Genomic DNA, 24192 nt, shown 5'->3' on the forward strand with positions numbered 1-24192 from the left:
TAGAAGGATTGTCGTGGTAAATTAAAAGTAAATTAGAATGGAAAAATGGGAGCGGTTGCCGATGACATCCAGATGGGCACAGGGTGCAGACGCGCAACAATTGAACCCCTATCGCGAGGAAGAGAATCGCTATCGACTTCTCTTGGAATCGATGAGCGATATCGTATTTGAACTCGATGATCAACAGCGCTATACCGGCGTCTACGGTCGTTGGGCAGGACGATATGGTTTTCTCCCGGAACGGTTCATTGGAAAGACGCCGAAAGAAGTCTTTGCCGGGTACTCTGCGGTTCATGAAAAAGCATACCAACAAGCTTTTCACGGAGAAACGGTGACTTATGAATGGATATATGAAGGTGCTCACCAGGTCTGGCATTTTGAGACGGTCCTAAACCCCATTTATAGCAAGGAAGACGATGTGATCGGTCTTGTCGGCGTCAGCCGGGAGATCACCGATCGCAAGCAAATCGAAGAAGCCCTGCGGGAGAGCGAGACGATTTTCCGAACCTTGGCCGACTCCTCCCCGGCGCTACTCTGGATGTCCGGCTTGGATGGGTTATGCACCCACTTCAACCAAGGATGGCTCGATTTTCGAGGACGAACCTTAGAGGAAGAGTATGGAGACGGATGGGTGCAAGGGGTCCATCCGGAGGACCGGGAACACTGTTTAGATACCTATAGGAAGAACTTCAGGACAAGAACCGGTTTTCGTATGGAATACCGCCTCATGCGTGCCGACGGGAACTATTGTTGGATCGTCGACATCGGAATACCTCGGTTTTCGGTGACAGGTCATTTCATGGGTTTCATTGGCGCCTGTGTCGATATTCATGAGTATAAGCTGGCCACAGCGGCCTTACAGCGAGGGCAGCGTCTGTTTTTCAGCGGACCTGTCGTCGTCTTTCGTTGCGTCATCGAAACGCAGTGGGAGATTGTAGACATCTCAGAAAACGTATCTCAGTTCGGCTATAGGGCAGAAGCCCTTCTAAAATCCGAGATAGCCTACGCCAATATCATTCACCCCGATGACCGGGAGCGGGTCCAGGGAGTACGGGAAACGGACGGACCGTCGAATACCCGAAACATGGACTACCGGCTGATCCGCGCTGACGGGAAAATCTGCTGGATATACGAATATGGCGTCATTCATCGCGATGACCAGGGGAAAATTCGTTATTATGACGGATATTTGCTCGACATCACGGAGATGAAAAAAGCGAAGGAAGCTGCTGAAGCGGCGAACCGGGTGAAGAGTGATTTTCTGGCTACCATGAGCCATGAAATCCGCACCCCTATGAATGGCATCATCGGCCTTGCTGAAGTCTTGATCCATTCCCCTCTCAACCAAGAGCAACAGGATTGCGCCCGGATGGTACTCGAGTCGGCACGATTACTGCTGGTGATCATCAACGACATCCTCGATTTTTCTAAAATCGAAGCCGGGAAGATGAAACTGGAGCAACTTGATTTCGACCTGCCGACGGTCGTCTCCACCGTCATCGGGCTCCTCGAGGCAAAAGCAAAAGAAAAACACCTGCGTTTGTCAATGCAGGTGGACGAACAGATCTCCCGAGAATTGCGCAGCGATCCCGTCCGAATCCGGCAGATTCTATTCAATTTGCTTGGAAACGCCATCAAGTTCACCGATAGTGGAAAAGTGGAACTTGAGGTGAAGCTCCTGTCGGAAGATGAAAAGACGCAGCGGCTGCGCTTTGAAGTGAGAGATACGGGAGTGGGTATCTCCAAAGAGATGATCCCGCACTTATTCCGCCCTTTCACCCAGGAAAACAGTTCATTCACCCGAAGATATGGAGGGACCGGGCTCGGCTTATCGATCACCAAACGACTGGTCACCATGATGGGCGGAGAAATTGGGGTAGAAAGCGAACCGGGGAAAGGCTCTCTGTTTTGGTTTAGCTTGCCCTTGGCTCGAACTCCCTCCAGGAATGGTGGCGGCCGTCTCTCCGAGGCATCTTTGGCCAATCGAATCGAACCGGCATTGATCTCGCGAAATACGGTGCAGTCCTCTTCGACGGAAAGGGCGGCTCCCAAAGGAGAATGGAAGGGCAAGATTCTTCTCGCTGAAGACAATCAAGTCAATCGCAAGCTGGCCGTCATGCAACTGCAACGAATGGGTTTTAAAAATATAGACGTAGCCAGCAACGGCCAGGAAGCGTTAGAGGCTGTGATGAAAGAGACTTACGATGTCATTTTGATGGATTGCCAGATGCCTGTCATGGACGGTTTGGAAGCGAGCCAGCGGATTCGCCAAATCGAACAGGGAAGGCGTACGCCGATCATCGCCATGACGGCCAATGCGATGCGGGGAGATCGGGACAAGTGCATCGCCGCAGGGATGGATGATTATGTGACGAAACCTGTTCTGCTCGAAAAATTAAAGACTACGCTGGGGCGATGGGTGGAGATACCGGAATCGTAGTCTAAAAAACTGAATCGTAAAAACGACAGGGGCCGGTCTGATGGAAACATCGGGCCGGTCCTTTTTGTGTATTTTCCGAAAAATGCTATTGACGGATTAGGTATCATCAAGTAAGATTATAAACACCATACGGGTATGGGGTATAACAACCTAATAACTACCTGCAAGGAGGGCTTGGGATGAATTTCATGCAAAAATACGGTCCTTATATACTCATTGGTTTTGTTGGGTTGGGTTTCTTCTATCCCATGATTGGGTACACGGCCATTATCTGTATGGCAGCACCATGGATCGTGGCCTACTGGAAAGGCCGCCAGTGGTGCGGCAACTTCTGTCCGCGGGGGGCTTTCTACAATCGCTTTATCGCTCCCATAAGCCGGAATCAACCGATCCCCAAATGGGTTCGTACGCCGGCAACTCGGATAGCGGTTATGATCGGCCTTTTCTCCTTCTTCGGGTATCGCCTCTACGCAGCTCACGGCGACATAGCTAAAATCGGTTTTGCTTTTGTGCTCATGGTGGCCATGACCACCGTCATCGGTATCGTCCTCGGCATACTCTATTCTCCGCGTACATGGTGTGCAGTTTGTCCCATGGGCGCCATGGCCGCTGGTGTCACTCACCTCTCCGGTTATCGCAATGCATTGACCGTTTCCCATAGCTGTGTCAGTTGCAAGCGCTGTGAAACCGTCTGTCCTTTCCAAATTGGGATTACTGAATACCGGAATGAGGCAGTAATCGCTGATCCAGATTGCCTCCACTGCCACAGCTGTATGAAAACCTGCAAGAAAAATGCTATCAGTACTCAGTCGTGCCAGATGCAGACCGTCTTACAGGACCAAAATGCCTAAAGATAAACAATCTGACCATATAAGCCTATAATAAAAGAAACCCCGGGATTCACGAAATCGGTGAATTCCCGGGGTTTTTCGTTATACCTTCGTCGAGACAAGATTTTAAAGGATCTTGGCTGAGCGTCTCGTTGGGCTATTCGACGATAAGGGCAATAGCTTCGATTTCAATAACGGCGTCCTTAGGCAACCGGGCGACCTGTACAGCGGAACGAGAGGGCGGGTTTGACGGGAAATAGGTGGCATAGACTTCATTCATAGCAGAGAAGTCATTCATATCACGCAGGAAGACCGTTGTCTTCACCACGTCGGAAAGGGATGCGCCTGCCGCTTCCAAGATGGCTTTGACGTTATCCAGGGACTGTTGCGTTGCTTCCCGGATGTCCTCCGCCATGATGCCGGTTTTGGGGTCAATGGGCAACTGACCTGAGGTGAAGATGAGGTTTCCCATTTTTATGCCTTGAGAATAGGGACCAATCGCTTTCGGGGCGTCAACCGTGTCGATATGAACTTTCATCAATTCGATACCTCCGGTTCCTTAGATACAGTTGTGCAGCAGACAGAGTGCGGCACGAGCATAAAGAATATCGTATGAGATGCCTGTCCCCTCTTTTCAGAGCAAAATATTCCGTTGGAATAAACATCTACATCATGTTCATTATATGCTTTCCTGCTTATTCTCCGATCGGTTTCAAGCGGCAGAGGAAGTGGCGCAGCACTTTCGGCTCGTAGGTGAACTCAAGCCCTTTGATACTCTCGCGGCGTTTCCAGATGGTTTCGAGGGCATCGACGACGACATCCATGTGACGGTCCGTGTATACCCGGCGGGGGATGGTGAGGCGCATGAATTCTACGCCTGCCTTTTTCTGTTTGCCCGTCTGGGGATCGCGGCCGAGGAGAAGGGAACCGACCTCGACGGGGCGGACGCCTGCTTCGAGATAAAGTTCATTGCAGAGCGCTTGCGCGGGGAACTGTTCTGCGGGAATATGGGGCAAAAACTTTCCGGCGTCGACAAAGACGGCGTGGCCGCCCACAGGCCATTGGATCGGAATTCCGCGCTTGCGCAGTTCTTCACCGAGGTATTCCACTTGGCCGATACGGCTTTCCAGGTAATCCACATCCAGTCCTTCAAAAAGCCCGACAGCGAGGGCTTCCATGTCACGGCCGGAGAGACCGCCGTAGGTGACAAAGCCTTCCATGGGGACACAGGAGGCGCTGGCCGCTTGGAAAAGCTCCTTATCCTCTTTAATGGCAATCATACCGCCCATGTTGACGATGGCGTCCTTCTTGGCACTCATGGTCAGAAAATCACCCATGGCATACATCTCTTGAACGATTTCCTGAATGCTCTTGTCGGCGTATCCGGCTTCCCGCTTCTTGATGAAGTAGGCGTTTTCGGCGAAGCGGGCCGAATCGAAGTTGATTTTAATGCCGTATTTATCGGCGATGGCTTTGACGGCACGGACGTTTTCCATAGAGACAGGCTGGCCGCCGGCGGAGTTGCAGGTCACGGTAACGATGATGAAGGCGATGTTCTCTGCGCCTTTTTCCTGAATGAACCCTTCCAGTTTAGCGAGGTCGAAGTTTCCCTTGAAAGGCACTTCTTTTTGTGTATCAAAGGCATCTTCCGTCACGAGGTTGACAGGGATAGCGCCGTTTAGTTCAATCCAAGCCATGGTGGTATCGAAGTGCATGTTACCCAGGACATACATGCCTTTTTGAGGGATAAGGTGTGGGAAGAGAACCTGTTCGGCGCCCCGTCCTTGGTGAGTGGGGATGACGTAGTCATAGTTAAAGATATCCTTGACGGCGGATTTGACTTTATAGAAGGATTTGCTGCCGGCGTAGGCTTCGTCGCCCACCATCATGGCAGACCACTGGCGGTCGCTCATCGCACCGGTACCGCTGTCGGTCAGCAGGTCGATGTATACGTCTTCCGATTTGAGGGCGAAAGGGTTATATCCGGCCTCCTGCAGAGCCGCGACGCGCTCTTCCCGGGAGATCATTCGAATCGGTTCAACCATTTTAATGCGAAAGGGTTCAGCTTTTCTTACCATGTGAATTCCTCCTAAAAATGTGGGTTGCTTTCTGTACGTATGAATATGCAAAAGTCATGCCAATCACATGAGAAAAACAAATGTATCCACCATTAGTTCAAGTCCCTATAAGTTATCCATAGGAACATGAACCGATTGCCGTTCCGAGTGACGATATTTTATGGAGATGTAACGGCAACTTTTCCCTACAAGCTTTCCATGTGGGGAGCCTTGAGTCCTCCTATGGCCGATTTCCTATACGCATGAAAAGATTTTTTGTCAAAAAATCTTGACGCTGATAAGAATACTTATCATAAAAACGTGATTTCTCCGTACGGTCTTTAACGAAAAAAGTTAGATACATCGACCGGGTAATCATTAAAGACAAGGTTGCTCTGAAAGAGCATTTTCAGGGGAAGACAAAAAGTGAGGAGCGCCGGCATTTCGGTGCTCCTCGTGAAAAAACATGGGAAGAGTAAATAAAATTTTTAAGAAAATCTAAAGAATCTACCTACCTGTCTCGGTCAGTCCCTTTTGTTCGGCCGTACTGCCTTTTCCGTTCGTCTTGACCTTATAACCGATCCAGAGAAGGCCGATCCACAGGGGAGCGAGGTAAACCGATATCTGCATATCTTCCATCGTGGCCATAAGGCCGAAGATGAGAGCGAGGAAGGCCAGGCAGATGTAGTTGGTGTAGGGATACCAAGGCGCTTTAAAGTCTAACTTATGGGCCTCATGGGCATGGGCTTTACGAAACTTTAGGTGAGTGACAGTGATCATGGTCCAGTTGATGATCGCAGCCAGGATAGCGACGGAGATGAGGTACATGAATACTTTGCCGGGAAAGAGATAGTTCAGGACGACCGCCAACAGCGTAAAGGAGGAGGAGGCGAGGACACCAGCGACGGGGATGCCGTTTCGGCTCAACTTGGTAAACATTTTCGGTGCGTTGCCTTGCTGAGCCAGGGAAAAGAGCATGCGGGCGTTGCTGTAGATTCCGCTGTTGTAGACAGAAAGGGCTGCCGTCAGCACGACGATGTTGAGGATGGTGGCGGCGGCGGAGATGCCCATCTTGGAGAAGATCTGAACGAAGGGACTGCCGTCCATACCGACTTTATCCCAGGGATAGATGATCATCATGACCGTTAGGGCGCCCACATAGAAGATGAGGATCCGCCACATGACCTGATTGATAGCTTGGGGAATCGATTTTTTCGGATTATCGGCTTCCCCGGCCGTGATGCCGATGAGTTCGATGCCGCCGAAGGAAAACATGACGACGACCAAGGAGAGGAGCAGGCCTGTAGCGCCGTTCGGCAGAAAGCCGCCATGGGCCCAGAGGTTACTAAAACCGGTGGCTTCCCCGCCGAGACCGAAGAAAATGAGCAGGATGCCCAGAAGGATCATACCGATGATAGCGACAACTTTGATGATGGCAAACCAAAACTCAAATTCTCCGTACATTTTGACATTGATTAAGTTGGCTAAGGTGATGACGACGAGAAAGACCAAGGCGGAGACCCACGTCGGGATGTCCGGCCACCAGTAATTGACGTAGATGCCGACAGCAGTCAGTTCGGCCATGCTGACGATGATATAGTTGAACCAGTAGTTCCAGCCGGAGAGAAAACCGGCGAAGTCGCCCCAATACTTGTAGGCGAAGTGACTGAATGAGCCCGAGACAGGTTCATATACAGACATTTCTCCGAGGTGGCGCATGATCCAGAAGATGATGATTCCGCCGATGATATAGGAAAGGGTGATCGCCGGGCCGGCCATCTTGATGGTAGCTGCAGAGCCGTAGAAGAGTCCCGTGCCGATGGCGCCGCCGAGGGCGATCATTTGGATATGCCGGTTCTTTAATCCCCGTTGCATATCGCCGGAACCATGTGGTGTTGCACTCACAGGCATAACTCCTTTCTAAAATGGGGGCGATATTAGGTTGTACTCAATATCACATGCAAGAACCATGCCACTACTGGCCGATTCCGTAGGCGTGGATTTTATTTAAGACGGTCGTATTGGACACGCCCAGAATCTGACCGGCCTGACGGGATGAGGGGTGGCTCTCCAATACCTTTTGTAGTACCGCTTTTTCCACTTCGGCGACGATGCTTTTCAACGGCGGCCAGTTCTGCCTTTCTCTTGAACCAAGCGGAATTTCAAGGCATAATCGCAGTGGCGTAGAGCGATCCTGAATCGTCGCGAAGGGAGACTCTTTCGCTGAGGAACTGTCGACGAAGTTTTTGGAGATGCCACGTACGAAGTCACGGAGAACTTCTTGTGTCGATCCATTTTCATTCTCTAGAGGGATGTCGACGATATCGGTCCACTCTTGCAAATGGTGCGGCTGAATTTCCGGTGTGTCGACTAAGTTGAGCAGCCGTTCCAACGCGTTTTCTAACTGCCGCACATTGCCAGGCCACTGCTGGCCCATGAGCAATTCCACGCTGTCCCGGGAGAGCCGGGCTTCCGGTTTGTTTAATTTCCCGGAGATTTTTCGGATTAGCTGTTGGGCTACGAGGGGAATATCGTCGACTCGTTCCCGAAGGGGCGGGATGCGCAGGGGGATCACGTTCAGCCGATAATAGAGGTCTTCACGGAATTCGCCCGTTTTCGTCATTTCCTCCAGGTTGCGGTGTGTGGCGGCGATGATGCGCACGTCGACGGGGATTTAAGTGCTCCCCCCAACCCGTCGGATCCGGCCCTCTTGCAATACCCGCAAGAGACGAACTTGCACTGGAGGAGAGATTTCACCGATTTCGTCCAAAAAGAGGGTGCCGCTGTTGGCCTGTTCAAAGAGACCTTTTTTTCCGCCTTTAGAGGCACCGGTGAAGGCGCCTTCCTCGTAGCCGAAGAGTTCACTTTCAAGGAGGTTGTCCGGCAAAGCGGCACAGTTGATTGGGATAAAGGGTCCCCGGTGTCGTGGACTTTCCATATGAATCGCTGCAGCGAACATTTCCTTACCGGTCCCGCTTTCACCGCGCAAAAGGACCGTAGAAGAGCCCTTGGCGACGGTCTTGGCCGTGGTGACCAGGCGGTCCATCTTCTCGCTCTGGTAGACGATATCGTCGAAGCAGATCAAAGAAGTACGCCGATCCACTTTGGAGATGATCTCGCGCACCTGGTGAAAGTCCTTGACGGTCGAAACGGCGCCGATGATCTGCCCCTTCTCATTGACCACCGGCTCGCCGCTGGTGAGAAAGTGGATGATCTTGCTGCCGCGTTTGATTTTTCGTTCTAACAGGTGATAAGCCTTGCCGGTTCGCAGGGTCTCCAATATGGGCGGGTTGGGTTGAAAGAGCCGCTCTGCGCCCAATCCGATCGCTTCTTCTTTGGTACAGAGGAAGATCCGGCAAGCGACTTCATTGATGTGGGAAATGGCGCCGTCTTTATCAACGGCGATGATACCTTCGCTGACCGAGTTAAGGATCGTATTCAACTCGTGGGCCCGTTCTTCCGAAGGCATTTGATCGCGAAATCTGATCGACTGGATCCCCGGGATCTTTCTAAGGTCGCTGATCAGCGGTTGAACCTGACCTGCCGATTCACAACGGAATTTAATCATCATACCGCTCTTTGGCGAGGCTTCCATGGCGATTTTATCGACGTTGTTTTTTTCGCAGCATTCGAATATCTCGTATCCGAGACCGGGGCGATCGATAAAATCGATTTGCATCACGTATTCCAGCATGTTCATTACCTCTCTTACAGAAAACCAACAGCGTTGTGCTTTGAGTAAAAAAGCCAACCATTATTATAACAGATAGTGAAAGAAATCACATAACAAGGTGACATGGAAGAGTGTGTAAATGTAAAAGCAAATATTTTCTTAAAGCATATTTAGAAATAAAGGATAATTAATACAATGAAACGAAGGGTAAAAGCAGCTTAAAAGAAAGGGTAGATTGATTTCTCTCTATAGGGGGGTATGCAAAGTCAAGTAAAAGAAATTGCAATTGCAAAGAGCGTGGTCTGTCGCAAAAAATCTAGTGTCCGATTCAACGGTTACACGGAAGGAGTGGTAAATTGTGCCGGGACGAATTAAGCAAATCATTGATAAGGTAGTACAAGTCAAGGGGAGAGGGAATCCCATTTTAATCAAGAGCACAAAATTAAAGTTCACCTTAAAAGGAATTGATCCCGAAGCGTATACCATGAGTTCTCCAGATGATCCATTGCTGATCGCCAGGGTGGAAGACATCGCCCGTTCCTTTGGAGTACCCCTGTAAAGCTGTTGAAAAGGAGGAATAGCTATGAAGCATATGGTCTCAGTCTTTTCTCAGCACCTATCGCCGGAAGGGGCCGTTAGAGAGATTGCAGAACAAATTAAGAGTCAGGCAGAAAATATTAAAATAGTGCTATTTTTTGCGTCTTCAAAGTACGAACCGTTGATTATAGGTCGAGAAATGAAAAAAGCCTTCCCTGATTCGATCGTCGTTGGATGTACGACGGCGGGTGAATTGGCGAATGGAAAAGTGTTGAATGAATCGATCGTCGCTACCGCACTGGATGATCATATTATTCATGATGTAGCCGTAGCCGTCATCAAAAATCTGTCGAAAGACATCAATGTGACGGAAGCGTTCGGTACCTTTGAACGTCACTTTCAAGTATCGATGCAAGAGATGGACTTCGAAAAATACGTAGGCCTTGTCCTTGTCGATGGTCTGAGTATGGCAGAAGAACGGCTTATGGATATTATCGGAACAAAAACGGACGTGCACTTTGTTGGTGGATCTGCTGGTGATGATTTGCAGTTTAAAACTACGTTTTTATTTTGTGACGGAGAAGTATACACGGACGCCGCCTTGCTTGTGGTACTTAAACCGGGCGTACCTCATGAGATTGTGAAGACGCAAAGTTTTGCTGTAACCGATAGAATACTAGTGGCTACAAAAGTAGATGAAGTTCACCGAACTGTTTACGAATTTAACGGAGAGCCGGCTGCTGAGGCCTACGCAAAGGCAATTGGGCGACCTGTTGAAGAACTGGAAAAGTATTTTATGTGCAATCCCGTAGGGCTAGTTGCAGCAGGGGAGCCATTTGTCCGTAGTCCTCAGAAAAAAGATAGGAATAAAATGGTCTTCTATTGTAATATTATAGAAGGGATGAACCTTTACGTTTTGGAACCCACTGATATTATCAAGGAGACATCGCAGGTTCTTGACGATCTGAAACAACGTAGAGGTCAGTTGCTGGGGATTATTCAGTTTAATTGTATTTTACGGACGTTGGAATTGTTGAAAGAAGGCCGTCTTGAAAACTATGGCGAGCTGTTCGTAGATATTCCGATGGTTGGTTTTTCAACATATGGCGAGCAGTATTTCGGACATATTAACCAAACGGCCACGATGTTAGTTTTGGGTGAGTAAATTCGCTAAATCAGCTTTGTTTAATTTTTTTTCAAAAAAGGAATAACCAAATCTACGTCGAATACGATAAACTATATGTAGCCTAGTCCTGGTTTTAGGAAAACCTACAACCAGTGCTTTGGGAAATTATGTATTATGGGGAGGTGTAATTCATGGAACTGTACAGCCAAATGTGGAACGTTGCTCACACCCTGGCCTTTTTCTTTGTCTTTGTTCATATCCCCTTCTATTTCGTCCTGCAAGACGCGTAATCAGCACTAATTTTTTAACGTTTCAACGGGTATAAGCTATACGGGTACATAAATCAGGGAGGCGACTCCCTGATTTATTTTTTAAATAAACCGTTTGTGCTGATGGGGTCACAGGTATTCTGAAACTGATATAAAAAAGCCGAACCCCAAAGGGTTCGGCTGGCTTGCAAACATAAGTCGCGTCCATTCAATATGTAGAATTAACGAGGACCTTTTTTGATCAATCCCAGGGGGGCACCGAGGGGTAGCACGGTCCGGCCAAAGAATTGGTTGAGGAAAATGGCGCCGCAACCGTAAAAGCCTAAGATGGAGATGGCAAACTCAGACCAACCGGCGACCAGGTGAAGGTCGACAACCTTAAAGGACGTCAGAGCTAGGGAGAGCAGCAGAACGTTGATGAGGACTAAAATCGCGGCGAAGACTTTGTTCGTCTCAAAAGATGCGATCATGATAAAGAGTGAGAAGATAAAATACCCCAAAAAGGCCCAACCAAGTTGGACGCCGCTGAAGGTGGCTTTAAAATCCTCGCCGAGCCAACCGAGCGTGATGGCCCAGGACATGGCTACAGAAAACCAGAAGAGACCATAGGAAGTGAGAACTGTCGCGCCGAAATAATTGTTCTTTTTGAAATCGAACATGCCGGCGACAAATTGGGCTAACGCACCCAAGAATATGGCCCAAGGAACAAGGGCGGAGACGCCCGTGGTCCAACCGAGCTTTTGCGTTGAGGCCACGAAGGTGACCATGGCCAATCCGAAAACACCGAGGGCTGTAGGATCGGCTACCGTTATTTTGGTTTCAATCTGTTTAGCTTCGCTAGACATACTCCGCCTCCTAGTCGATTTTCATGGATCAAGTGTACGAATGCATGGGGCAAGCGTTTTAACTAAAGCTTGGTATTTGTATAATTTTCTGAAAACTAACCCTCGACAAATGTATACGTTTTTATACTGTCCCTCCCCTTCGACATAATTAGTGCCCATTGTAAGGGAAAGGCCCCAAAAAAGCAATAGGATATATTGAATATTCAGAGAGTTCCGAAACCGAATATCTGAATAGAACTTTTCAAGGGCCGATACTTGCCAAGCCACAAAGGAGAAGTCATAATTTAAGTACGATTGTATTGATTGACAAATGATTGAATACTCATTGGTAAAAGTGTTGCTGTTCGTGCCGATGTTGAAGGGGTGCGTTCCGTATGGCTTGGATACGACATATTACCTTCCGATATTGGCTGACGATGACTTTGATCAGCCTGATCGGAATTGTCGCTATGGCAGGGCATTATGTTCGCGTAGAAAGCGCTTATTTGGAAGACAATTTACGCAAGGAAGCCGCGTCTCGGGGAAGTGTGCTAGCTTCCGCCGTCAGTTTGGATATGCTCAAAGGGGATTACAGTCGAATCAACTCACTCGTCTATTCCATGATGTCACAGTCTGATGTGCAATATGTGACGGTCTATGATACGGATGGCCAAATCATCAACCAGAGCGGGGAAAATAACGGTAGGGAATTGCTTGTCGAGACGGTTCCGATCATGTATTTTTATAAACCACTCGGTATGGTCGAGGTGGCCATGCGTGCCGATAAGCTACAGGCACAGAAAAGGTTGCGTCTTTGGTATACGGGATCGGTGGCCTTCACAGTCTTTTGCTTAGCCATGGCCTTGTCGACGTTCCTAAGCCGGCGCATGACGGCACCGCTGCGCCGGATGACGCTGGCTGCCCAACAGATGACCGAAGGAAAGCGGGTTTGTGTACAGGTAGAAGGGCCTGACGAGATCGCTGCGCTCGCTTCCGCTTTTAATCAGATGTCGGCCGCCGTGGCGGAACAGGAAGCATCGCTGAATCGGGAGATTCAGAAGGCGACAGCCACGTTGAAAGAGAAATTAGCGACGTTGGAAGCGATGGATCAGATTTTCCGAGCCGTATTGGGGAACACCTTGCGGCGGGAAGAAGTGGTCCGGGCGATTTTAGAACACGTGAAAGACCTCGTTCCAACTCATTACATTACGGTGGCCATGTGGGAAGACGAGAAGAAGACGGCCAATTTCTATATCTGGGAGACGCAGAGCGGCGGGATGATCGTCGATACGGTCCCCATCGAGACGACGCTGATTCCCCGCTTAATGGAAGAGCGAAGCCCGCTGATTCGGCCAAACCTGCAAACGCTAGAACTGTTTCCACATGAAGAAGAACTGCTTGTCCTTGGACTCCATTCTACTCTCTCGGTGCCGCTCACGGCGAATGACAAGGTCATCGGTATCATCACAGTCGGCCATCGAGAGCCCGAATTCTATGGGGACGAACATGTCCAACGACTGTTCGAAATGGCCCATGTGGTTTCAATGGCCCTAGTGAGTGCCAATACCTATGGAGCGTTGCAAGATTCCTTCTGGGCCATGATCAAGACCCTTTCCCGGGCGATCGATTTGCGGGACGCCTACACGGGCGGTCACTCAGAGCAGGTCATGCTGCTATCCAGAGCGATTGCCCGGCATGCCGGAGTATCCGAAGGGGAGCTCGAGACGATCGGCGTCGCCGGCTTGCTGCACGATGTAGGCAAAATCGGGATCAAGGAAAGCGTGCTGCAAAAACCGGGACCGCTTACCGATGTGGAGTTTGCTGAGATGAAAGGGCATTCGGCCATGGGCGCCGAACTGTTGCGACCGATTAAGCTGTTCCGGGAAGTGGCCACTATCGTCTACCACCACCATGAACGCTATGATGGACGGGGCTATCCCCAGTCCTTAAGCGGTGAGGACATTCCCTTGGCTAGTCGAATCATCGCTATCGCCGATGCCATCGATGCGATGGCGAGCGATCGGCCCTATCGCAAAAGACTTCCTGCCGAGAGAATTCGGGAAGAATTGCTGAGACACTCGGGGAGTCAATTTGACCCCCGTTTGGTGGATGCCATTTTGCCACACTTCAATGAATTGATCAGCGTGGCTTTCCGGTAGCCGGACTCGATGAGTTCAGCGACATAAGAAAGCGTTCATCACCTGTTAGGACACAGCCATGATGAATATGTTTTTTCACATAAAAAACGAGAGGGGCTCAAAAAAGAGCTCCCCTCGTTTTTTATGCTCTAGACTGTAGATGATCACGGGTCTTCTTCAGCTATCCTTGTCCACAGTCACGGCGACTTCCGCTCTCGAAAGGTACCGTGACAAGGTATCTAAGAGAATCATTTTTTTCACGGGCTTGGGAAGGAGCATGTTGCAACCGGCCGCTAGGGCCCGTTCCTGATCTTCCAGGAACACGCTGGCTGTCAGTGCAATGATGGGGACAGGGTGTTTGCCCTGTCTCTGCTCCCACTGGCGGATCTCCCGGGTGGAAGTATAACCGTCTTTCACAGGCATTTGAATATCCATAAGGACAAGGTCATAGTGTTTCTGCCGGAACTTTTCGAGGGCCTCCTCTCCGTTCTCGACGATATCGAGCCGGTAGTGCAGTCCCTTTAGGTACAGTTGGACCAGCATGGCATTGACGTGAGAGTCCTCGGCGAGCAAGATGTTCCGGAAAGGATCCCTGCTGTAACCTGCCTGATCGGGCAAGGGAAGCTGATTATCTCGCTCAGGCAACGAAACGGATGATGATGTATCTTCCAGTTCGGAAGTTTCCTGAGTAGAGGACGGTTCGTTCGATGGTGGGTTTTCGAACTTGAAGGATTCAGGCGATTCCAGGTAAATCGGGCGAAAACGGGCCATAAAGGTGAAGGTGCTTCCTTTTCCGGGTTGGCTGTGCACACGAATCTGACCGCCCATGAGTTCGACCAGCTTTTTGCAGATGGAAAGGCCCAGTCCCGTTCCGCCATACTTGCGGGTAGTAGACACATCGACTTGCGTAAAGGTGTCAAAAATACGTTCTTGCTGCTCTTGGGGGATGCCGATGCCGGTGTCGGTTACGGAACAATAAAGGAATACCTCACCCTCCTCTTGGGAGTCCGATGCGGTCAGCCTGTTTGGTTCGAGCGCAACGGAGAGAGTGATCTCTCCCTGTTCAGTAAATTTCACGGCGTTACCGAGAAGATTAAGGAGGACTTGGCGGAGACTGTCCAGATCGCCTTCGAAAAATAAGGGGGCCTCGGCGGGCAGTTGCTGTTTTAGGCAGAGCCCTTTTTCTTGGGCGATAGATACAAAGAGATTCATCGTTTCCCGAATGGCATCGGACAGATTGAAGATGGTTTGTTTGGGCTCCATTTTTCCAGACTCAATTTTTGACAGATCGAGGATATCGTTGATCAAGGCCAGCAGATTATTTCCGGCGTCCCGGAAAATACCGATGTATTTTTTCTGCTCCTCGTTCAAGGGAGTTTCCCAGAGCAGGTCAGCCATGCCGATGATGGCGTTCAGGGGTGTGCGAATTTCATGAGACATATTGGCCAGGAAGGCGCTTTTGGCCCGGTTGGCCACTTCGGCTTCTTCCTTTGCTTGGACAAGTGCTGTCTCCATCTGCCGTCGTTCCCATAACTCCTTTTCCAAGGCCGACGTCTTTTCACGGATTTCATCTTGCAGTTCGGTCGTCTGAACGATGATTTTTCCGGTCAACGGTCGCAGCAATATGGTCATTCCGATGACACCTAAGATGATCAAGGCGATGATGATCCAGGCGATCAAGGCCACTTGGCTTTGGACAGATATATAGAGCTCCTCGGCGTCCATACGGACAAGGATGGCCCAGGAGGTTCCCCGGATGGGCCCGTAGGAGATGATGTCATGGTTTCTGTTATGTTCTTCCGGAACGAGGAGGCCGGTCTCACCGGCAACAGCTTTCTGCATCGCCAGGCCGATCTCTGAGGTGAGGGGGACCTGAGAACGTTCAATGCGATCGGTCTTCTGCGGCGGGAAAAAGAGAGCACATTGACCGTCTTGCACACGGCCGAGGAGCATCTCCCCGGATTGACCGAGACCGGTATTATCGGCTGCGATATCGGCGAGTTCATTCAGCGAAAAAATTACTTTATCGACGCCGAGGCGCTCGCCATGGGTTCCAACGATGGCCCCGCTCACGACTAACAGCGGCCCAACTCCCGCTTGGATGATGGGATTGCCGATTTGAGTGTCTTCGGTGAGGTCCTTAGGGAATAATTGTTCTCCTTCCGGCAAGGGGAGTCCAATCTGAGCGACCACGTTGCCTAGGGCATCAAATCGGGTGATGCCCACCACGCCAGTCGACTGGTTCATTGCATCGGACAGGCGTACAGTAGTTTCCGCAGCTAATTGATCGTGGGTCATTTTCCCGTGAATATAATCGGTGAGCGCTTTTTTGATCTGACTGCGGCTGGTGATCTGTAAGGTGATCTCTTGGCTCTTCGAGAGAAATTGTTCAACGGCCATCGTACGCGAACGGGCTGCAAAAAGGAGCCGTTCGTTTTCCGAATTCTTTAGATGTTGATATAGTGGTAAGATACTGACGAGCGCGATGATCAGGCCAATCGCGAAGATCCCTAAGGCGGAGTACCGCGTGATAGCTTTTTGTAGATGCTGTGCCGATTGCAATCTCATGTTCAGCACCTCCTCATGAGCCCGGGTCGACGGATGCAGTTTCGGGTTTCCTCACGGTTCGTGGAGTGAATGGTCTATCGGACAAAGGTGCCGAAGATTTCGTGATTTTGCATAAAATGATTGTTAGTTTTATCATAACAGTGAAAACGGAATCGGGAAAAGGGGAACCTGGGAAAAATAATATGATTTGTTTGAATTTTTACTGAAAATATGGATTTGGATTAGAGTCAGGAGAGGATGACCTCAGGATGATTGAAGCTTTGGGTTTGACGAAAGAGTTCCGCCTTTTTCAGCGCCGCGAAGGGGTCATGGGCGCCGTTCGGGATTTATGGGATAGGGACTACCAGACGGTGAAGGCTGTCGACCAGATCGACCTCAAGGTAAACCGCGGTGAGATGGTGGGCTATATCGGCGCCAACGGCGCCGGCAAGTCGACGACGATCAAGATGCTGTCGGGGATCCTCGTGCCCTCGTCTGGTCACTTGGTCGTCAATGGCTTCGTTCCTCATAAGGAGCGGGTGGAATTTTGCCGCCGTATCGGTGTCGTCTTCGGACAGCGCAGCCAGCTCTGGTGGGATTTGGCTGTCAGCGAATCCTTTCGCCTCTTAAGCCGGGTGTACCGGATTCCCGAATCGGTCTATCGCCAGCGCTTAGATCGGTTTGTGGAACTCTTGGAGATGGCCGATTTCCTACATATCCCGGTGCGTAAGCTTTCCTTAGGACAGCGCATGCGCTGTGAATTGACAGCGGCCTTGCTCCATCACCCCGATCTGGTCTTTCTCGATGAACCGACGATCGGGTTGGACGTGCTGGCGAAGGACCGTATACGGCGGTTTCTCTCGGAGATCAACCAGGAACTCGGTACGACGGTATTGCTCACGACGCACGACCTCTCGGATATCGAAGCGCTATGCTCGAGGGTGGTCATGATCGACAAGGGGAAAATCGTCTATGACGGTTCTCTCGGAAAACTGCAGGATAGCTTTGGACAAGGCCGGACGATTAAAGTGGACTTTTCCGCGCCGGTAAACTTGGCCGAACTGCATGCATCCTTTGGTCATCTGCCGGTACGGTGGGAAACGCCGGAAAGCCGGCGGGCGATCGCCACTTTTTCGGCGAAGGAAGTGGCGCCAGCGGAAGTCATGAAAATCTTAATTGATCAGTACCCCGTGCTGGATATTGCCATCGATGCGACCAAAATCGAAGAGATCGTCAAGGAAATCTATCAAGGGTCGGTGATGGTATGAACGCCTGGCTGAAGCTGCAGTATGAAGTCATACGCATTCAGTTTATGAAGATGCTGGCCTACCGGGTCGTCTACTTTACGGGGGTCTTCAACTATGCCATCAACATCGGAGCCTATTATTTTCTCTGGGAGGCAATCTACCGCCACCGCTCCCTCATCGGCGGACTCACTTTGGAGCAGATGGTCACCTATGTAGCGGTCGCCTGGATCAGCCGGACCTTTTATTTTAACAACGTAGATCGAGAAATCGCCGATGATGTACGGACGGGAAAAGTGGCTGTGGAACTGGCTCGTCCCTATGATTACCTAACCTTTAAAATCTCCGGAGCCTTGGGAGAGGCCCTTTTCCGGCTGTTTTTCTTTACGGTGCCGGGGTCGATCTTCGTCTACCTTCTCTTTCCCGTCGCTTGGCCGGCATCCATGGCGTCTTTTGGCTGGTTTGGCCTCAGTATTATCTTGAGCTTTGCCGTCAATAACGCCATCAATCTGCTGACAGGGATGACGGCTTTTTACACACTTAACACGACAGGGATCATCCGGGCGAAACACATCTCCATCGATTTGCTGTCGGGGCTCGTTGTGCCCATTTCTCTCTTTCCCGAGGGATTGCAGCTATGGCTCAAATGGCTTCCCTTTCAATCGATCGCCTTTGTGCCGACAATGATCTACACAGGAGCGCTGCAAGGGGATGCCTTAGTGGATGCGTTAAGCCGCCAGTTCCTATGGGCATTGCTGCTGTCGGTGCTGGCTTGGGCGCTCTTTGCCATAGCCCGGAGAAAGATGGTGGTGCAAGGTGGATAGAGAGATTGTCTGGATCTATCTTCAGCAGTATGTAAAAACAAAGCTGGCCTACCGGGCCGATTTCATCATTGAGTCGACCGCCGATCTGTTGTACCAGGCGGTGAGTTTAGCCTTTGTGCTCATTGTTTTTACCCAAGTGCCCGATATTGCCGGATGGACTCGGGACGAAATCATCGGCATCGTGGGATATTTTATGGTGCCCTTTGCCTTGTTCAACTGTCTCTTTCGAGGCTCTTGGTACATTCGTGATCAGTACATCGTGGAAGGGCAGTTGGACCGAGTTTTGATCCGGCCGGTGAACCCGCTGCTGCAGATCTACTTGGAGATGATCGAACTGGAACCCCTCTCTGGGGCTGTCTTTGGGATCGCCCTGATGGGCTACGCCCGGAGCCGTCTTGGGATTGATCTGATCTGGTGGGAGCCATTTGTCTTCGTCATTCTGGTCGCCGGTTCGGTGCTCGTCTATGGAGGTATTTTTACGGCCCTGGCGGCGACTGGTTTTTGGGCGGAAGGTCGCTCCGGTGTATCTCCCTTGATTTACAATCTGACCGGATACGGCCGCTATCCTGTTTCTATCTATAAAGGAGCGGTGCGATGGGTGCTCACTTGGGTGATTCCCTTTGCCTTTGTCGGCTTTTATCCGGGCGCTCTTTTTCTGCGTCACGATGAGCTCGCCCTTTATGCCGGGCTGACACCGATCGTCGGGCTGATCATCTTTGGATTGGGCTATCGTTACTGGATCTATGGGCTGTCGCGGTACCGGGGGACCGGTTCCTAAAGAGCCTTTAGGGACGCCCAAGAAGCGTTAAAATATGGACTCCTCTGTAAGTTAAAATTTACCGGGTTGACCAAAGCGGTGATGGGAGGTACAATAATAAAGCTGTCGAGGACACATCGACAGTCTGATTTGGATTCTTAGGCGAAGTTCGATGGGACAAGGAGACCTGTGGCTGTACTGCCATGGAAACCCGCTTTACAAGTGGGCGGCCCATCGATATACTAGTGATACGAGATTTCGCCGATTTGAATTGTTCGTTTTGGCCGTGCTACACGGGGCGTTAGCGGTGCCTTGTAACCCGCAATCCGCTACAGCGGGGTGGACGCCCGTCATGAGGGCCTGTCTTGTGAGGTCTGGCTTCTGCAAGTGGTGCTGACAGTTGGGTCCTGCGCAACGGAAACCTATGAACCCCGCCAGGTCCGGAAGGAAGCAACGGTAAGTAGGCCATTTCGGGTGCCGCAGGGGAGCCTGGCTCGAGCTAACTACAGAGGTAACGCTCGGAAGGCAGCGTTCGAGGTCGGGTGCACGGCCATTTAATATTTAATACAACATGTATAATTGGCCGAGCTTTATAAAGAGGCTTCGGTTGTGCAATTCTAGGAAGGAAAGATGGTGAAAGACCATCTTTTTTCTGTATGTGGGAGGATGACATGGCATATCTGGCATTGTACCGGGAGTGGCGCCCCCAGACCTTTCATGAGTTGGTCGGCCAGGAACATGTGAGCCGAACTTTGCTCAACGCCATCACCTATAAACGGATCGCCCACGCCTACCTCTTTTGCGGCCCTCGCGGGACGGGAAAGACGACGACCGCCAAGATCCTAGCGAAAGCCTTAAACTGTACCAGTGACGGGAAAATCAAACCTTGCAATCAATGCGCCAACTGCCAGGCCATCAACAGCGGTGCCTCTCACGATGTCTTGGAGATCGACGCCGCCTCCAACCGGGGCGTCGACGAGATCCGGGAACTGCGGGAGCAGGTGAAATATGCTCCTCAAGAAGGAATATACAAAGTGTACATCATCGACGAAGTACACATGTTGACGACGGAAGCCTTCAATGCGCTTTTAAAGACACTGGAAGAACCGCCGGCGAACGTCATCTTCGTTCTCGCTACGACGGAAGTGCATAAGATTCCGGCGACCATTTTGTCTCGATGCCAGCGTTTCGACTTTCGACGCCTCGCTGTCGACGAGATTGCTAACCGTCTCGATAAAATCTGCAGCCACCACGGCATTGAAGCCACTCGGGATACGCTGCTCTTTATCGCCCGCAAAGCCGAAGGCGGGATGCGGGACGCCCTGGGGATTTTAGATCAATGCGTGTCTTTCGCAGGGCAGCAGATCGGCACGAGCGATGTGACGGCCATTTTGGGAGCCGTCGCCGACGAGGTGCTTTTTGAATTGAGCCAGGGCTTAGCGGAAGGGCGCTTGTCCGATGTGCTTTTGAAGCTCAATGAGTTGATCAACCGGGGCAAAGAAGTCCGGCCGCTGACGCAGGATCTGATCGAGCACTTTCGGGATCGGTTGATCTTAAAGACGGTGCCTTCGGCAGAAGACTTGGTGGACATGCCGGGGGACATCGCAGCCCAGGTGAGGGAAAAGAACGACGCCTATCAAGCGGAAGAGCTGCAAGGGTGCATCTCCTTGCTGAGCCAGGCCGAAAACGATATGAAGTGGACCACCCATCCTCGCATCCTGCTGGAAGTCGCCTTTGTGCGCATCGCCCGCCGGGAGTGGCCGAACCGCGGGGAAGGAACGCTCGCTGGCAGTACTGCGGCGGCAGGCCGAGGAGCGGCTCCCCTCAATGGAAAGGTAAACAGCGGCACCCCCCGAGGGAGTGCCGCGGCTGCCGCGATCAATGGTGCAGGGACGTTCGCGGGAAATGGGACAGCCATAAATTCAGGAGCAGGAATGGCCCCGTCGCTGGGTGGGGCGGCTGGCGGCTCCAGCGAGATGGAACTGCGGGCCCTTCGCCGGCGCATTGAGAGCCTGGAAGCAAAGTTGCGGGACTTACAACAGGCCGTCGAGAATTCGGGCGGTCCCAAGGGGGAATCGAAAGAGAGCCCTTTTCTAGATAAGCAAATCCGTCCTGCCGTACCCGTCCGTCCCGTTGCCTTCGCAGCGCCCGAGGAGTCGATGACGGCGGTGCCGTCGAAGACGTCGGAACCGCCTTTGAGCTTTGACCAGGTCAACGATTGCTGGCCTGATGTGCTGGGACAAGCTGTTGAACGGATTTCCCCGCTGAAGCGGTCCATTCTGCGGGGACAAGCCCGCTTAGCCGAGGTCGAGCAAAACCGGATTATTCTGGTCCACGACAATCCACTCTTTAATCAGACGAACGATCCGAGGCTGGCTGATGTAACGACGGTCCTCAAGGAGGAGTTTTCGAAAGCCTTAGACCGGCCGGTTATTGTCGTCCTTTCTCACGAGAGCCAGTGGAAACCCAGCCCGGCAGCGCAACGGGGAGGCATCCCAAAGGGTGAGGCCCAAAGGGAAACGGACGCTGCTGAAACCCAAGCTCAAGCTGTTCCTCTTTGGGCCGATCCCAACTATATTCGGGAAAAGGTCTTTCACGATCCGAATTTACCGATAGAATTTGTTGACGATGACCTGGAACAAGGAAAAAGGCCGGAGGCATGATTGCCCTCGGCCTTTTTCCGTTAACGGAATGGTGTGGGATTACCGAAACTGCATCCAGCGGCGGTTACGGAGACTCCAGCGGATTCCCAGACGGGCCACGTTATACATAAGATAACCGCGAAGACCCATCGGTATTAACCGAGCCCACAAGCGTCTCATCCCACCACCTCCGAAGCTAGCTTGCCCCGTTAGGGCGTTCTTATCACCTGCTTGCCGATGTCACCGGTCAGCATCTCCGAATGACCTTCACCGAAGGCTTTTACGGCCGACTGTTCCGTTTCCTCGAAATCGTCCGGGTTCAGGTTTTCGGAAAGTTCTTGCTGCAGGCGAGCGGGATCTTTCGCGATCTTGCCACTGTCGCGACCTTTGTCCATGTTGCCATCACCTCGGCTATAGCTTAAACCGTCTGAAAAAACCTTATCAAAAATTGCAGTTGAAAATATTGACATCCGTTCAAATCTGCTCTATACTTCGCTTATTCTTAATATCCTTAACAGAAACTTAACCGACAAACCGCTATCTTCACAAGGCACGCTGCTCCGTTCGCTGTCCGACTTCGATAGGTCTGCAGAAAATATTCATGAAGGGAGGGTGGCCCCGTGATCGATATCGGCTTGGTCCTCTTGGCTGTCGTCATCACCGGCCTGCTCTTTGAGAGCCTGAAAGCGGCGCCCAGATAACTGAAGGAGGGGTACCTATTTTATCGCGTTACCAATAACACTGCCGCAGGAATGTCCGAATGACTTCCCTCGCGGCAGTGTTATTTTTTTTTATCGGCCTTGTCCGGCCGCTTTTTTCTGGATGCGCACTTTATATCGCTGTAGAATTGTGGTAAACTACTGACGCTATAAAAGGAAGGGGGAACCTCCATTGTTCGGAAATATGGGAAACATGCAAAAGATGATGAAACAAGTGCAAAAAATGCAAGCGGATATGGCCAAACTCCAAGAGGAATTGGCGGAACGGACTGTCGAAGCCACCGGTGGCGGCGGTGCCATTAAAGTGGTTGCCAACGGCAAAAACGAGATCCTCTCGATCAGCATCGCACCGGAAGCGGTCGATCCCGACGATGTGGAGATGCTGCAAGACCTCATTTTGACGGTCGTCAACGAAGCGCTGCGCAAAGCCCAGGAGATGGTCTCTCAGGAAATGTCCAAAGTTACAGGTGGAATGAAAATTCCCGGCCTCTTCTAACCGATGCTGTACTACGCAGAACCTGTCAGCCGGCTGATCGAAGAACTGTCCAAGCTCCCCGGTGTCGGTCCCAAGACGGCCCAGCGGTTGGCATTTCACCTGCTGAACGTGCCCCGAACCGAGGCCGTTGCTTTGGCGCGGGCCATCGTGGAGGCCCATGATAAAACCCTCTATTGCTCGGTCTGTACGAATCTTACCGACAGCGACCCCTGCCGGGTCTGCGGTGATACCAATCGAGACCGCAGCGTCATCTGCGTCGTCGAAGAACCGCGGGACGTGGTCGCTGTGGAAAAGACACGGGAGTACCGCGGGTTATATCATGTCCTGCACGGCGCGTTATCGCCCATCGAAGGAGTCGGCCCAGAACAGCTGAAAATCAGCCAACTCATGACCCGGCTCGGCGATCCGGAGCTGCGGGAAATCATCGTCGCCACCAACCCCACCGTCGAAGGGGAAGCGACGGCGGCATACCTGGCCCGTTTGATCAAGCCCATGGGAATTAAGGTGTCCCGGATCGCCCACGGCCTCCCCGTCGGCGGCGATCTGGAGTATGCCGACCAGGTGACCCTGTTGCGGGCTATCGACGGCCGGCGAGAACTATAAATATACACTTAAGGAAAGAACCGGACAGCCTCGGTGGAGGCTTGAGCCGGTTTTTTTGTTCTGTTTTTTAGGGACAAGCGTAGATTGGTATGGGGGTGAAAAATGTGGACATCTCTGCCCAGCAATTGACCCTGATCGGCCTGGCGGCGCTGCTGCTGATGGTTGCCGGCCACCTGTTCTGGCGACCCATGCGTTGGGTCTTCACTATCGCCTTTAATTCCCTGCTCGGCATCCTCATGCTCGGTGGAACGAACTTAGTTGGGGGCTATTTTGGCTTTACCTTGCCGGTAAACTTAGCAAGCGCCTTGATTGCCGGGTTTCTCGGAGTGCCTGGTATGATCTTATTAATAATGTTGAAATATTTAATGATCTAACAAGATCATTGACGGAAAGGAATACCATTTATATAATTCTTCTTGGGCGAGCCCACTGTCCAATCCCTAGACGGATATATCCGGAAAAGTAT

The 24192-nt window shown here is 51.3% G+C and carries 18 protein-coding genes, 1 other RNA gene and 1 pseudogene; 13 read left to right on the top strand and 7 right to left on the bottom strand.

What is annotated here, in order from left to right; translation table 11 throughout:
• The first annotated feature begins 61 nt into the window (after window positions 1-61).
• Together H1S01_RS06060 and H1S01_RS06065 are read left to right on the top strand one after the other, a co-directional pair.
• Window positions 62-2440, top strand: coding sequence for a PAS domain S-box protein (locus H1S01_RS06060; RefSeq protein ID WP_188039211.1), 2379 nt, complete (start codon window positions 62-64; stop codon window positions 2438-2440).
• 179 nt (window positions 2441-2619) lie between these two features.
• Window positions 2620-3291: a 4Fe-4S binding protein gene (locus H1S01_RS06065; RefSeq protein WP_188039212.1), complete on the top strand. Its 672-nt coding sequence runs from the start codon at window positions 2620-2622 to the stop codon at window positions 3289-3291.
• A gap of 136 nt (window positions 3292-3427) precedes the next feature.
• On the opposite strand, the gene H1S01_RS06070 is transcribed toward H1S01_RS06065, so the two are convergent.
• The 4 genes and pseudogenes from H1S01_RS06070 to H1S01_RS06085 form a co-directional block, all read right to left on the bottom strand.
• Window positions 3428-3808: a RidA family protein gene (locus H1S01_RS06070; protein ID WP_188039369.1), complete on the bottom strand. Its 381-nt coding sequence runs from the start codon at window positions 3806-3808 to the stop codon at window positions 3428-3430.
• A gap of 157 nt (window positions 3809-3965) precedes the next feature.
• Window positions 3966-5348 (bottom strand): tryptophanase, encoded by a 1383-nt coding sequence (locus tag H1S01_RS06075; RefSeq protein WP_188039213.1) that lies wholly within the window; start codon window positions 5346-5348, stop codon window positions 3966-3968.
• A gap of 486 nt (window positions 5349-5834) precedes the next feature.
• Window positions 5835-7202: an amino acid permease gene (locus tag H1S01_RS06080; protein ID WP_243237109.1), complete on the bottom strand. Its 1368-nt coding sequence runs from the start codon at window positions 7200-7202 to the stop codon at window positions 5835-5837.
• A 100-nt stretch (window positions 7203-7302) separates the two neighbouring features.
• Window positions 7303-9027 (bottom strand): annotated as a pseudogene (locus tag H1S01_RS06085) (sigma 54-interacting transcriptional regulator).
• A 331-nt stretch (window positions 9028-9358) separates the two neighbouring features.
• Between H1S01_RS06085 and H1S01_RS06090 the strand changes: the two are divergent.
• Both H1S01_RS06090 and H1S01_RS06095 read left to right on the top strand, forming a co-directional pair.
• A complete protein-coding gene (locus H1S01_RS06090; protein ID WP_188039215.1) occupies window positions 9359-9559 on the top strand; it encodes a hypothetical protein in 201 nt (66 codons plus the stop codon).
• A gap of 24 nt (window positions 9560-9583) precedes the next feature.
• Window positions 9584-10702, top strand: coding sequence for an FIST signal transduction protein (locus tag H1S01_RS06095; protein ID WP_188039216.1), 1119 nt, complete (start codon window positions 9584-9586; stop codon window positions 10700-10702).
• Between the two features lie 451 nt (window positions 10703-11153).
• Here the strand turns inward: H1S01_RS06095 and H1S01_RS06100 are convergent, their stop codons facing one another.
• Window positions 11154-11777: an acetate uptake transporter gene (locus H1S01_RS06100; RefSeq protein ID WP_188039217.1), complete on the bottom strand. Its 624-nt coding sequence runs from the start codon at window positions 11775-11777 to the stop codon at window positions 11154-11156.
• 374 nt (window positions 11778-12151) lie between these two features.
• Between H1S01_RS06100 and H1S01_RS06105 the strand changes: the two genes are divergently transcribed.
• Window positions 12152-13915 (top strand): HD domain-containing phosphohydrolase, encoded by a 1764-nt coding sequence (locus H1S01_RS06105; protein WP_188039218.1) that lies wholly within the window; start codon window positions 12152-12154, stop codon window positions 13913-13915.
• Window positions 13916-14071: 156 nt separating this feature from the next.
• Here H1S01_RS06105 and H1S01_RS06110 read toward each other — a convergent pair whose 3' ends face one another.
• A complete protein-coding gene (locus tag H1S01_RS06110) occupies window positions 14072-16462 on the bottom strand; it encodes a hybrid sensor histidine kinase/response regulator (RefSeq protein ID WP_188039219.1) in 2391 nt (796 codons plus the stop codon).
• A 248-nt stretch (window positions 16463-16710) separates the two neighbouring features.
• Here H1S01_RS06110 and H1S01_RS06115 point away from each other — a divergent pair, with 248 nt between their 5' ends.
• The 5 genes from H1S01_RS06115 to dnaX all read left to right on the top strand — a co-directional run bounded on the left by H1S01_RS06115 (window position 16711) and on the right by dnaX (window position 21929).
• A complete protein-coding gene (locus H1S01_RS06115) occupies window positions 16711-17709 on the top strand; it encodes an ABC transporter ATP-binding protein (RefSeq protein ID WP_188039220.1) in 999 nt (332 codons plus the stop codon).
• A complete protein-coding gene (locus H1S01_RS06120) occupies window positions 17706-18509 on the top strand; it encodes an ABC transporter permease (RefSeq protein ID WP_188039221.1) in 804 nt (267 codons plus the stop codon). Before H1S01_RS06115 ends, H1S01_RS06120 begins: the two co-directional genes overlap by 4 nt.
• Complete coding sequence (locus H1S01_RS06125; protein WP_188039222.1) at window positions 18502-19287, top strand: ABC-2 family transporter protein; 786 nt, start codon at window positions 18502-18504, stop codon at window positions 19285-19287. Before H1S01_RS06120 ends, H1S01_RS06125 begins: the two co-directional genes overlap by 8 nt.
• 263 nt (window positions 19288-19550) lie before the next feature.
• Window positions 19551-19816, top strand: an RNA gene (ffs, locus tag H1S01_RS06130) — signal recognition particle sRNA large type.
• A gap of 121 nt (window positions 19817-19937) precedes the next feature.
• Entirely contained in the window at window positions 19938-21929 is a 1992-nt protein-coding gene (dnaX, locus tag H1S01_RS06135; protein WP_188039223.1) for a DNA polymerase III subunit gamma/tau, read from the top strand.
• Window positions 21930-22117: 188 nt separating this feature from the next.
• Here the strand turns inward: dnaX and H1S01_RS06140 are convergent, their stop codons facing one another.
• The gene (locus tag H1S01_RS06140; protein ID WP_188039224.1) at window positions 22118-22303 is read right to left on the bottom strand and encodes a hypothetical protein; all 186 of its coding nucleotides are present in this window, start codon (window positions 22301-22303) and stop codon (window positions 22118-22120) included.
• A gap of 508 nt (window positions 22304-22811) precedes the next feature.
• Between H1S01_RS06140 and H1S01_RS06145 the strand changes: the two genes are divergently transcribed.
• The 3 genes from H1S01_RS06145 to H1S01_RS06155 all read left to right on the top strand — a co-directional run bounded on the left by H1S01_RS06145 (window position 22812) and on the right by H1S01_RS06155 (window position 24100).
• Window positions 22812-23123 carry a YbaB/EbfC family nucleoid-associated protein gene (locus H1S01_RS06145; RefSeq protein WP_243237111.1) on the top strand — a complete coding sequence of 104 codons (312 nt, stop codon included), beginning with the start codon at window positions 22812-22814 and terminating at the stop codon, window positions 23121-23123.
• 3 nt (window positions 23124-23126) lie between these two features.
• Window positions 23127-23726 (top strand): recombination mediator RecR, encoded by a 600-nt coding sequence (recR, locus tag H1S01_RS06150; protein ID WP_188039226.1) that lies wholly within the window; start codon window positions 23127-23129, stop codon window positions 23724-23726.
• 104 nt (window positions 23727-23830) lie between these two features.
• Window positions 23831-24100 carry a pro-sigmaK processing inhibitor BofA family protein gene (locus H1S01_RS06155; protein WP_188039227.1) on the top strand — a complete coding sequence of 90 codons (270 nt, stop codon included), beginning with the start codon at window positions 23831-23833 and terminating at the stop codon, window positions 24098-24100.
• Window positions 24101-24192 lie beyond the last annotated feature (92 nt).

It is taken from the genome of Heliobacterium chlorum (assembly GCF_014502795.1).
Taxonomy (GTDB): Bacteria; Bacillota; Desulfitobacteriia; order Heliobacteriales; family Heliobacteriaceae; genus Heliobacterium; species Heliobacterium chlorum.

What these genes read in the sequence shown, in the direction of transcription:
- recR (WP_188039226.1), top strand. Translation starts at nt 23,127, where the DNA reads ATGCTGTACTACGCAGAACCTGTCAGCCGGCTGATCGAAGAACTGTCC.
- H1S01_RS06095 (WP_188039216.1), top strand. Translation starts at nt 9,584, where the DNA reads ATGAAGCATATGGTCTCAGTCTTTTCTCAGCACCTATCGCCGGAAGGG.
- H1S01_RS06120 (WP_188039221.1), top strand. Translation starts at nt 17,706, where the DNA reads ATGAACGCCTGGCTGAAGCTGCAGTATGAAGTCATACGCATTCAGTTT.
- H1S01_RS06110 (WP_188039219.1), bottom strand. Translation starts at nt 16,462, where the DNA reads ATGAGATTGCAATCGGCACAGCATCTACAAAAAGCTATCACGCGGTAC.
- H1S01_RS06075 (WP_188039213.1), bottom strand. Translation starts at nt 5,348, where the DNA reads ATGGTAAGAAAAGCTGAACCCTTTCGCATTAAAATGGTTGAACCGATT.
- H1S01_RS06065 (WP_188039212.1), top strand. Translation starts at nt 2,620, where the DNA reads ATGAATTTCATGCAAAAATACGGTCCTTATATACTCATTGGTTTTGTT.
- H1S01_RS06070 (WP_188039369.1), bottom strand. Translation starts at nt 3,808, where the DNA reads ATGAAAGTTCATATCGACACGGTTGACGCCCCGAAAGCGATTGGTCCC.
- H1S01_RS06060 (WP_188039211.1), top strand. Translation starts at nt 62, where the DNA reads ATGACATCCAGATGGGCACAGGGTGCAGACGCGCAACAATTGAACCCC.
- dnaX (WP_188039223.1), top strand. Translation starts at nt 19,938, where the DNA reads ATGGCATATCTGGCATTGTACCGGGAGTGGCGCCCCCAGACCTTTCAT.
- H1S01_RS06145 (WP_243237111.1), top strand. Translation starts at nt 22,812, where the DNA reads ATGGGAAACATGCAAAAGATGATGAAACAAGTGCAAAAAATGCAAGCG.
- H1S01_RS06105 (WP_188039218.1), top strand. Translation starts at nt 12,152, where the DNA reads ATGGCTTGGATACGACATATTACCTTCCGATATTGGCTGACGATGACT.
- H1S01_RS06140 (WP_188039224.1), bottom strand. Translation starts at nt 22,303, where the DNA reads ATGGACAAAGGTCGCGACAGTGGCAAGATCGCGAAAGATCCCGCTCGC.
- H1S01_RS06100 (WP_188039217.1), bottom strand. Translation starts at nt 11,777, where the DNA reads ATGTCTAGCGAAGCTAAACAGATTGAAACCAAAATAACGGTAGCCGAT.
- H1S01_RS06115 (WP_188039220.1), top strand. Translation starts at nt 16,711, where the DNA reads ATGATTGAAGCTTTGGGTTTGACGAAAGAGTTCCGCCTTTTTCAGCGC.
- H1S01_RS06080 (WP_243237109.1), bottom strand. Translation starts at nt 7,202, where the DNA reads ATGCAACGGGGATTAAAGAACCGGCATATCCAAATGATCGCCCTCGGC.